Consider the following 9,896-nt stretch of genomic DNA (forward strand, 5'->3'; position numbering starts at 1 on the left):
AGCGCCGGAATCAGCACCGTGAAGACGATGATCTCCTTGAGCGAACTCGCCCAGAACGAGGCAAATGACTCCAGAATGCCCAACCCCAGAGCTCCGAGTGCAGCAACCGGATAGGAAGCAATCGCGCCAATGACTGCACCCACAAACCCTTTCAGGCCGATGCCAAAGCCACTGTCATAGTAGATAGTAGTTGTCGGAGAGATCAGAATGCCAGACACCGCGCCCAAGATTGCGGCGAGCAAAAAGGCCGCCTGTCCGCAGCGTTCCGGGCTGATACCCACCAGGCGTGCACCACGTCGATTGACCGCAGTCGCGCGGAGCGCACGGCCATTGCGTGTGAATGCAAAGTACAGGAAGAGGCCAACAGCGGTCAACGCCGACGCAATCACGACGATGAGACTTTGCCCCGAAATGGCGACCACGTCGGACTGCCAATCCCATTCCGTCATCGGCGTAGTGCGCGAACCTTCCGCTCCGAACATGATCAGGCCGGCCCCTTGCAAGACGAAGTGCACAGCGACAGCCACGATGAGCAAGACGAGCATCGGAGCATCGGCCAGCCGGCGAAATGCAAGCTTGTAGACCAGCGGTCCCAAAGGAGCCACAAGCGCAACAGTCATCCCAATCAATATGGGCATGGAAAGCTTCAACGGCGCAGCCCAGATGACCGCAAACGCGATCACAACAGGCACCATGAGCGTCACGACAGCGGACTTCAAAGTCTCTTGAAGACTACCTTGCCGCAGTGCGGCAGCGACTTGCATCACGCACGCAATGCTAGCCATGGCAATCACAAGCCACGCCAGAGAAGGAACCTGGCCCCGCTCCAGCGCAGCAAGCGTAAGCGCGCCAAAGCAGATGAAATCGCCTTGAGGCAGAAAGAGGATTCTGGTGACCGCGAAGACCAACACCACCGCAATTGCCAGAAGTGCGTAGATTGCGCCGACAGAAATCCCGTCCTGCATCAGCAAGACACCAATATCGAAGCTCATCGCCATAGCTCCTTACTGGTCGCCTACGATCTTCCAGGTCCCGCCTTGGATGCGTACGATGCTCCGGGAGCGATGGTCGAGCCCTACGTGGTCACTCGAAGTCATGTTGTAGACCCCCTGCGTACCCGCAAACTCCCTGGTCTGCTCCAGGGCATTCCTGAGCGCGATCCTGAATTCCTTCGTCCCAGGCGCAGCCTTGCTTGCAGCGACGGGAATGGCATTGGCCGCGAGAAGGTAGGCATCGTAGGCATTGGAGATGAACGTGTTGCGGCTTCCGGCCCCGAATCTCTGCTCGTAGCGCGCAACCATATCGACCGACTTGGCACGAGCAGGGTGCGATGGTGGGAGCTGATCGCTCACAAGCAAAGGGCCAACCGGAAGAAAGGTACCCTCGGCACTCTTGCCTGCGACGCGCAGAAAATCGTTATTTGCAACGCCATGGGTTTGATAAATGCGCCCCTGATAGCGGCGTTCGACCAGAGTCACCTGGGGAAGGGCTGCGGGTGTTCCAAAGGCTGCAACCAAGATGGCGTCGGGCTTTGCTGCCATCAACTTCAGCACCTGTGCCGTCACCGAATTGTCAGTGCGCTCAAAGCGCTCGACACCCACGATTTTGATATCCGCCTTCTCGGCGAGCGGCCGCAGCACTTTCAGATAGCCTTCGCCGGTCGCGTCTGCAAAGCCTATAAAGGCCACCGACTTGATGCCCGTCCTGACCATATGCGCAACGATAGCCTCAACCATCATCGCATCGTTGTGCACTGGCTTGAAGACCCACCGCCGGACGTTGTCGACAGGCTCAACGATGGCGGCCCCCGCAGCCATGGACAACAGAGGGGTCTCGCTTTCAGCCGCGACCTCGGAGATGGCAAGCGAGGCGGGCGTGGTCGTAGATCCAATCAGTACATCGACCTTTTCCACCTGGGTGAGTTTGCGGACATTTTGAACGGCTCTGGTGGCATCTGATGCATCATCCAAAACGATGAGTTGGACAGGCGTGCCCTTGATATCGGACGGCAGCAGTTCGAAGACGTTCTTCTGGACGATGCCAAGCGAGGCAGCCGGACCAGTCGCAGAAAGTGTCACACCAATTTTGATCTGCGCATAGGCCATGGCCGTTGTCAGCATGGCGGCCATGAATGCCCCGAGCAAGTGAGTCTTTCGCATCTTTGTCGTCCTAGAAATTTATCGTGGAAGGTGTTGATCCAGCGCAATTGCAGCACTCAGACCTACCACTTGAGTCTAGAAAAAAAGAGATAGAGATGCGACCGGCGTTTACCTATCGTAAATCAAGCATCCGACTGCTCGTAGCCCAGTTTCGCCGAAAATTCCGCCGCCACCTTGCGAATTACAATGGCATTGGCCCCGTCAGGCTGGCAATCGAATGAACGAGTCAGGCCAAGCAACGTAAGTGCGCCAGCGACGGCACCGCCGCTGCTGAACACCGGCGCCGAGATCGCGGCGACGTCCGGCAGCATGATGCCCGAGCCTGCGGCAATCCCCCACTTCTTTGCGTCATTGATCCGCAGGCGAAGTGCCTCCTCAAGACTGCCGCGCATACCCGGCTCTGCTGCACGCAGCTCCAACTCTCTCATCGCAGCCGTCTGCTGAGACGGAAGCCACCCCGAAAACACAATACCGGTGACGGAATGCAGAAGAGACATCCTGGTGCCGAGCCGAGCGAAGACGGTGAGCGGGCGAAAGCCCTGCTGCCAGCGAACGATGACCGGCCCTGTGGGCTGCCATATGCAAAAGAACGACGCATGGCCGCTCTCTTCGCTAAGCCTTGCCAGGAACGGCGCGCTGTAGTGTTGGACTTCAAGCCGGTCAACAGCGGTAAGGCCCAACCGTACTGCAAGATCACCCAACGCGTAGCGAGCCGGCCCCTCGAAGCGCCGAACCAGAGCCGATCGGCACAAGCTAACCAGATAGTGGTGGATCTGCGGCTTCGGCAGTCCCGTAGCGCCGGCAATAGCAGCAAGACTCAGCGGTTCGCGAGACGCATGGAGAGCCTCCAGAATGACAACCGCAGTCTCCACTGCCGATACGCCGCGTTGAGGATTTTTTGAATCGATTGTGCTCACCTTCGACCGAGTCTTGTGAGGAGTTGGGCACTCCGAGTATCTCCTCCATTGTATGGCCCGCATTCCCAAATCCACCTTGCAGCACGCAGGCCGCAGGAAGTCCTTGGTACATAGCACTATCAGCCCACCGACACCAACGGCCAGGAGCATCCCCGAGAGGAATGCATCCTTGGATAGCCCGTACCCTTATATCCGCCACCACCGTCGATGCCACGAACGCGAAGACGCCGGCCTCGGCCGTCGTGAGCAGCAGCAGGAGCACACGGAATTGCCCTGGCCAGCTGGTGGGCCATGCTTGGCGCAGCCGATGCACTGTCACAGGCGGCCGTCGCCGGAGACATCGGCGCAGAGCAGGCGCGGGATGAACTGCGGGAGACCATCCTCGCGATGGTCAGGCGCAGCAAATAGGCTTGCCCCCTGTTCGGCATCACCCAAAAGTGAACGCATAGGCATTCACGTCCGGATCGAGGAATTCGATCTCGAAAGTGGCCGTGCCCGCACCGTCGGCGCGCCGCACCAGCTGGTACAGCCGGTGCGCATCCACCACGCCGAAGCCATCGGCCGCCACGTCCGTGCCGCGGTCGGCGCCCGGCTCGCGCCCATCCACCCGCACCTTGAAGCGCACCGGCTGGCCCGACTCGCCCGGCCCCAGCACCAGGTGCACATCGCGCGCCCGGAAACGGTAGACGATCCGGCCCTGGGCCTGCCGAAGGTTGGCCTGTTCGGCCCCCACCCGCCACAACCCATCCAGCGCCCAGCCATTCAGTTGCAGGGCGCTCGGGGCGGCATAGGCCTGGTCCTGGTCGCGGTTGATGCTTGGCAACGAGCTAAAGCGGCCACTGGCACGCGCATGCCCAAGGTAGCTCTCGAAGGAGCCGATGCCGCGCGCATCGCTGGCCGCGCTGACTCCACTGCCCTTGCCCACCACCGGCGCCAGCTCGAACCCGGCTTGCCCGGCTTCTTCCAGCAATTGCTGGATCACCTGCTCCGAACGCGCATAGTCGCCTTCGCCAAAGTGGGTGTGGCGGATCTTGCCCTGCGCGTCGATGAAGTAGTGCGCCGGCCAGTAGCGGTTGTTGAAGGCGCGCCAGATGGCATAGCTGTTGTCGACGGCCACCGGGTGGACGATGCCCAGGTCCTTCACCGCGCGCTGCACGTTCGCCGCAATCTTCTCGAAGGCGAATTCGGGCGTGTGCACGCCCACCACGACCAGGCCGCTGCTCTGGTACTTCTCGGCCCAGGCCTTGACGTAGGGCATGGTGCGCAGGCAGTTGATGCACGAGTAGGTCCAGAAATCGACCAGCACCACCTTGCCGCGCAGCGCTTCGCGGCTGAGCTCGGGCCCGTTCAGCCAGGCGGTGGCGCCGGCCAGGCCGGGAAACTCGCCCTTGACCGGAAGGTTCAGCCGGGGGCGCTCCGCTCTGGTGCCCGCATGGGCCGTGCCGATGACGCCCTTGCCGGCAGCTCCATTGCCGCTGTCGGCAGGCAACCGGTCGAGCAAGGCCTGCTCGATGGCGTTGGTGCTGCCAGCGGACAGGCGCGCGAGCAAGCTGGTGTCCCAGCCCATGGCGATGACCACCACCGATGCCAGCATCAGCCCGCCCAGGCCGCGCCGCAGCCCTTCGCCCAGGCCGAGGCGGCGCTTGAGCGCATCGAACAGGCGGCGGCTCAGCAGCGACACCACGGCCAGCGAGACGGCCGCGCCGCAGGCATAGGCCAGCAGCAAGGCGCTGGTGCTGGCACTGGCGCCCTGCAAGATGGCGCTCGTCAGCACCAGCCCGAGGATCGGGCCGGCGCACGGCGCCCACAGCAGGCCGGTGGCACCCCCCAGCAGCAGCGATGCCCAGTGGCCATGGCCCTTTCGGGCCATCGCGTCGAGCCCGCTGCCCGCGCGGGTGAAGGGCCGCATGGCGAGCGCCGCCACCCTCGGCGACAGCAGCGAGACGGCGAAGACGGTCATCAGGCCCAGCGCGATCCAGCGGCCGGCCTGGTTGGCCTGGATGATCCACTCGCTGCTGGCCACCGCCAGCGTGCCCACCAGCGCGAAGCTGGCCACCATGCCGGCCAGCAGCAGCACGGTGTCGCGGCGCGACCGGTCGGACCAGGCCAGCACAAAGGGCACCACCGGCAGGATGCAAGGGCTCAATATGGTCAAAAGACCGCCAAGGAATGCAATGAACAACATGACCGCCTCCCTTTCTGGAAATGAATGGCGCAGTTGCGGCAGCGGCGCCGGCTCAAGCGCCCAATTGCCGCTTCACTTTTCGACAGATGCTCAACACCTGGGCAATCTCTTGTGGCGTGAGGTCGATCTGGCAGCTGGTGTTGTTGAATACCTCGGCAGCCGCCGGCTTGAGCTTGCGGCCCTGCGCGGTCAGCTGCACATTGCGGCGCCGGCGATCGCTAGGGTCGAGGTAGACCCTCACCAGGCCGGCGGCCTCCAGCCGCTTGACGATGGGCGTGAGCGCCCCCAGGTCGTACAGCGTCTTCTCGCTGAGGGTGCTCGCGGACACATCGTCCTGCTCCCACAGCGCCGCCAGCACCAGCAGCTGCGGATAGGTGACGCCAAGGTGCGCGAGCGGCTTGGCATAGTGGCGCACCATCGCATTCGCGGTGGAGTACAGCGCGAAGCAGACCATCTGCTCGAAATCGAATGTGGAATCGCTCATGTGCTTTGCCCTCTTGTGAACTGGAATGGATGCACGGCCCTGCCCATTGGGGCAGTTGCTCCGCACAAATACTTTACGCACAAAGTATTTGTGCGGTTTTTATCGCAAAAAGCGATCTCGGTCAACCGGCACGGGAGCGCCCAAAGTGAACGCCCATGTTGATGACGAGGACTACCGGCAATCCGCTAACTTTCAGAGCAACATGTCGAGGCTGCATCGCTAGTGGCAAGCTTCGCTGATCACTGCTTCGGATGCGGCTAGTCCGCTACAACAGATGGGGAGGGGTCAGATGAGAAAGGCGTTCATTACTTCCACAGGGACTGCCAGGCAACTTGTTTGGCACGACACCTGGCACAGCTTCGAGCCGCATTTTCACGATCTGCTTTTCTTGGGCGTGATCCTCGATGGGGTATGCCATTTTCAATCACTCGGCTGCTCCTATCAGGCCCGGCCGGGAGATGTGGTGGTGATTCCAGCCTTTGTTGAGCACATGGCGTTCTGCGACAACCACACGCGCTATCGCGCGCTGTATCTCGAAGAGCAGGCATTCGTCGAAATGCTGCCGGAAAAGGAGCATGCAAACGATTCATGGCAGGCGAACGTATCTGTTGTCAACGGCGGCCCCCACGCGCAACGGCTGGCTGCCGCCATGGAAAAATTCAACTGGCGGGATCTGAGGAATGCTGTCGCCGCGATCATGTGCCGGCACAGCGGCATCGTGTCGCTAGCCCCTACGGTTGACAGCACTGCACATCAGCTGTTGAACAGCATGGCCGCTGCCGCACAGCTCCAATTGCCTGTGGCAGCGATTGCACATCAGCTGGGCCATACTCCTGCCACCTTCAGCCGCTTGTTTCTGAAACATGTGGGGATGCGCGCCGTGTTCGTACGCAACCAAATGCGACTGCTGCTTGCCGAAGAACAGTTGCTGGACGGACATCCCGCATTACAGGTTGCCACGCATTGGGGGTATGCCGATCAGGCACACCTCAGCAGAGAATTGAAGAAGTTTCGAGGGGTTAGCCCTGGGGGCTACTTATCCAAGTTTCACAAGATAGAAATCTCGGTGCCGCACACCTAGGCAGGCCATTCCGTACCAAGGGTGCCACGACAGCAGCAGCCTGCAAAAAAATTCAAGATTCGACTGAACCCGCCTGGGAGAATCCCCCCCACGACGGCCCCCATGACAATCCTCAACACCAATGTCAACCAACAGCAGCCCGCCATTGCAGGCCTGATCCTTGGCATCGTTGCCGTAGGAATAGAGGGCTTGCTGGTTTCGCCGCTGCTAGGCGATATATCACGAGAATTCGGGGCGAATACCAAGCATGCGTCGTGGGTGGTAGCCATCTATGGCATCGCCCTGGCCTGCATTGCTCCGCCTATAGGCCTGTGGGGCGCAAGACTCTCTCGCAAGCTGGTGATGAGCGCAGGCCTCGTCGTTTTCGTAGCCTCTGGCCTGCTTTGCGCCGCCGCGGTCAATTTCACCATGCTGCTGATTGCACGGGCCCTGTGTGGTGCTGCCGCCGGCGCCTTTCTGCCATCGTGCTATGCCTATGTTGGGGACTGCATGCCCTATGACAAACGTGGACAGGCGATGGGGCGGGTGATGGCCGGATGGTCCATCGCACTCATTCTTGGCGTTCCGCTCGGCAGTGTGGCGGGCGAATTCTTAGGCTGGCGTGCAAGCTTTGCCGGCGTCAGCCTGCTAGCGGCAATGGCCGCTTGCATGGTCATGCGCCTGCCGAATGCGGGGCCCTCCAAGGATGGCGGCCATTCAGTTGCCAAAGATGCAGCTACCGTGTTGCGCAGTGGAGTGCCGCGCCTGCTGCTGGCCAATTTTCTCGACATGGCAAGCTTCTATGGCGTGTACACCTTTTTAGGATTGGCGGTGCGCAAGAGCCTGGGAATCGGCAGTGCCGTATTCGGCATATTTGTGCTGTGCTACGGGCTAGGCTTGCTGGCCGGAACCATGAATGCCCGGCTGCTCGACCGGTGGGGCAAGCAGCGGATGGCCACATCCACCTTGGCCATGCTGGTGCTGGTCTTCATCGCACTGCCCCCAGCGGTCGACAGCCCGGCAATGCTGGCAGCCTGCATGCTGATCTGGGGCGGCCTGCAGGGATTGGCCCAAACCGCCATGGCTACCTTGGTCACGCAAGCCGGTGCAAGTGCCAGAGGGTTTGCCGCCGCCTGCATGAGCTGCACCACCTACCTTGCCGTGGCAATCGGTGCAGCGACTGGAGGAATGCTGTTGCAGGCCCATGGCTTTGCCGTACTTTGCTGGGCCGGCGCCATTTGCGTGCTGCTGGGCAGCGGGGTATTGCTCCTGAGACGACGCGCCATGTTTCAGCCCGAATAGACGGCCCCAATAGGCACCGCGATGCGCGGCCCAGAAAAGGCTAGCCGCGCTGCCCAAACCGGGAAGACCAGACCTCCAGCGCATTCAGAACGCGAAGCAGATCCTGGCCCGCGGGAGTCAAGCCATAGGCCACCTCTCTTGGAAAAACCGGCACGGCCCATCGCTCCAGCAGTCCACGGGCCTCCAAGCCCTGCAGGCGTTCGGACAATACCTTGGGCGACACGCCGGCCAGCGCGGCGGCGAGTTCGCCATGGCGCCTCCTGCCGCCCTGCAGGTGCCAGAGTATCAAGGCGTTCCAGCGGTGCCCGAGAAAAGCCAGCCAGCCCTCCACCGGGCACTCGCAGGCGTGCCGTGGCACAGGTAATTCCAAGAGGTATTCAGCCAATTCGCATGCTCCGTGCAGTTCTTCCCGTTTGGTGAGTTCATGCCGCCTCATCCATCATGCCCCTGTCCATACGAAAGGAAACGGCATCATGGCATTTGACGTCAAATCACCGGATCACATGAACACCGCCTTCGCTGACGCCTTCAACAGCCGCCAGCTGGCCAACCTGCTGCAACTGTACGAACCCGATGCGGTGTTGTGCAGCGATGAAAGCGGCACTGCCCTGAAAGGTACAGCCGCCATCGAGCAGGCGCTGGCGGAGCTTTTGCTGGCACCAGGCCGGATGCGTTCACGCAATCGCTTCTGCATCGTCCATGGCGACCTCGCGCTGCTGCGCGCAGACTGGGAGCTGGCTCTGGACAACGGCAGCATCGCCGCCTCGGGCAGCTCGGCGGAGTTGGTGAGAAAGCAGGCCGATGGCCGGTGGCTTTATGCCATCGACCATGCGGTGGGGAGCGGATTGCCGCGAAAGCTCGTCTAATGCTGGCACGGACTATGGAGCGATTTGCGCGGCGCCGGCACTATCGGCCCTATCGTTGATCACGACATAGCCAACTTTCTGCGCGAATACAGGCGGCAGCAGGCCGCAGGAGTCGACCAGGCGCTTTATCGCGAATAGGGTGAGATCGGGCATACGGGGGCAAGCCATGAGGCCCGGACTTCGATGATTCTGTTCTCGGTCCTTTGAACAGGTTATTACAGGCGCCCCTGGCGCTATACACCCGCCCAAGGGTTGATGGCAGTCAGACCAGCCGCTTCATAGGGCGATGTGTCGCGCGATGCCACGATGAAGCCCCGCGAAGCTGCAACGGCCGCGATGTAGCCGTCTGGCGTCGGAAAGCCGCGCCCACCGTTCTTGGCCGTCACGGCCAGGTCGGCGTAGTGGCGCGCTGCATCCGTATCGAACGGCAAGACCCGATCCTTGAACAGCTCCAGCAGTTCGGCTAGAGCGCGGTCGAGCATGTTCTTGCGCTTGCCCGCCGGCAGCGCCCGGATGCCAAACAGCAACTCGGCCAGCGTGACGCTCGACAGGTACAAGGTTTCCGCCGCTTGGTCGTTCAGCCAGGCCCTTACGGCCGCGTCTGGCTCCGGCTTCATCGCCTCGGAAACGACGTTGGCATCCAAGACAATCATTCAGTCGAAGCTCAACGGCTTGGCCGGCGCCTTGTCGCGCACACTCTCGAAGACGGCGAAATCCTCATTGGTCAGCCCGATCTTGCGACCGATGGCAGCCAGGGCATCACCTACACGCACGCGCTTCTCCGGTTTGACCACGGCCGCAAGAATCTCGCGCACCTCCGCTTCCGTGCTGCGGCCATGTTGGGCCGCTCGCACGCGCAACGCGCGATGCACGTCATCAGGCACATTTCTTACAGTCAAGATTGCCATGATTCAAAACCTCTT

Annotated in this window: 10 protein-coding genes and 1 pseudogene; 3 read left to right on the plus strand and 8 right to left on the minus strand. The window is 61.6% G+C overall.

Going from position 1 to position 9,896, the window contains the following annotated elements:
• Nucleotides 1-17 precede the first annotated feature (17 nt).
• The 5 genes and pseudogenes from ACODRX_RS04140 to ACODRX_RS04160 form a co-directional block, all read right to left on the minus strand.
• A pseudogene (locus ACODRX_RS04140) lies at nucleotides 18-998 on the minus strand (branched-chain amino acid ABC transporter permease); the annotation flags it as partial.
• A gap of 6 nt (nucleotides 999-1,004) precedes the next feature.
• On the minus strand, nucleotides 1,005-2,129 hold the full coding sequence (locus ACODRX_RS04145) for an ABC transporter substrate-binding protein (protein ID WP_488869777.1): 1,125 nt from the start codon (nucleotides 2,127-2,129) through the stop codon (nucleotides 1,005-1,007).
• A 152-nt stretch (nucleotides 2,130-2,281) separates the two neighbouring features.
• Entirely contained in the window at nucleotides 2,282-3,076 is a 795-nt protein-coding gene (locus ACODRX_RS04150) for an IclR family transcriptional regulator (RefSeq protein ID WP_488869778.1), read from the minus strand.
• Nucleotides 3,077-3,503: 427 nt separating this feature from the next.
• A complete protein-coding gene (locus ACODRX_RS04155; RefSeq protein WP_488869779.1) occupies nucleotides 3,504-5,261 on the minus strand; it encodes a cytochrome c biogenesis protein DipZ in 1,758 nt (585 codons plus the stop codon).
• Between the two features lie 52 nt (nucleotides 5,262-5,313).
• Nucleotides 5,314-5,745 (minus strand): MarR family winged helix-turn-helix transcriptional regulator, encoded by a 432-nt coding sequence (locus ACODRX_RS04160; protein ID WP_488869780.1) that lies wholly within the window; start codon nucleotides 5,743-5,745, stop codon nucleotides 5,314-5,316.
• A 289-nt stretch (nucleotides 5,746-6,034) separates the two neighbouring features.
• Between ACODRX_RS04160 and ACODRX_RS04165 the strand changes: the two genes are divergently transcribed.
• Together ACODRX_RS04165 and ACODRX_RS04170 are read left to right on the plus strand one after the other, a co-directional pair.
• A complete protein-coding gene (locus tag ACODRX_RS04165; RefSeq protein WP_488869781.1) occupies nucleotides 6,035-6,826 on the plus strand; it encodes a helix-turn-helix transcriptional regulator in 792 nt (263 codons plus the stop codon).
• Nucleotides 6,827-6,928: 102 nt separating this feature from the next.
• A complete protein-coding gene (locus tag ACODRX_RS04170; RefSeq protein WP_488869782.1) occupies nucleotides 6,929-8,107 on the plus strand; it encodes an MFS transporter in 1,179 nt (392 codons plus the stop codon).
• 40 nt (nucleotides 8,108-8,147) lie between these two features.
• On the opposite strand, the gene ACODRX_RS04175 is transcribed toward ACODRX_RS04170, so the two are convergent.
• Nucleotides 8,148-8,465: a winged helix-turn-helix transcriptional regulator gene (locus tag ACODRX_RS04175; RefSeq protein WP_488869783.1), complete on the minus strand. Its 318-nt coding sequence runs from the start codon at nucleotides 8,463-8,465 to the stop codon at nucleotides 8,148-8,150.
• Nucleotides 8,466-8,580: 115 nt separating this feature from the next.
• Between ACODRX_RS04175 and ACODRX_RS04180 the strand changes: the two genes are divergently transcribed.
• Nucleotides 8,581-8,973 (plus strand): YybH family protein, encoded by a 393-nt coding sequence (locus tag ACODRX_RS04180; protein ID WP_488869784.1) that lies wholly within the window; start codon nucleotides 8,581-8,583, stop codon nucleotides 8,971-8,973.
• 233 nt (nucleotides 8,974-9,206) lie between these two features.
• Here ACODRX_RS04180 and ACODRX_RS04185 read toward each other — a convergent pair whose 3' ends face one another.
• Nucleotides 9,207-9,626 (minus strand): type II toxin-antitoxin system VapC family toxin, encoded by a 420-nt coding sequence (locus ACODRX_RS04185; RefSeq protein WP_488869785.1) that lies wholly within the window; start codon nucleotides 9,624-9,626, stop codon nucleotides 9,207-9,209.
• The gene (locus ACODRX_RS04190) at nucleotides 9,627-9,881 is read right to left on the minus strand and encodes a FitA-like ribbon-helix-helix domain-containing protein (RefSeq protein WP_488869786.1); all 255 of its coding nucleotides are present in this window, start codon (nucleotides 9,879-9,881) and stop codon (nucleotides 9,627-9,629) included.
• Nucleotides 9,882-9,896: the final 15 nt, after the last annotated feature.

It is taken from the genome of Comamonas sp. FG99 (assembly GCF_057808605.1).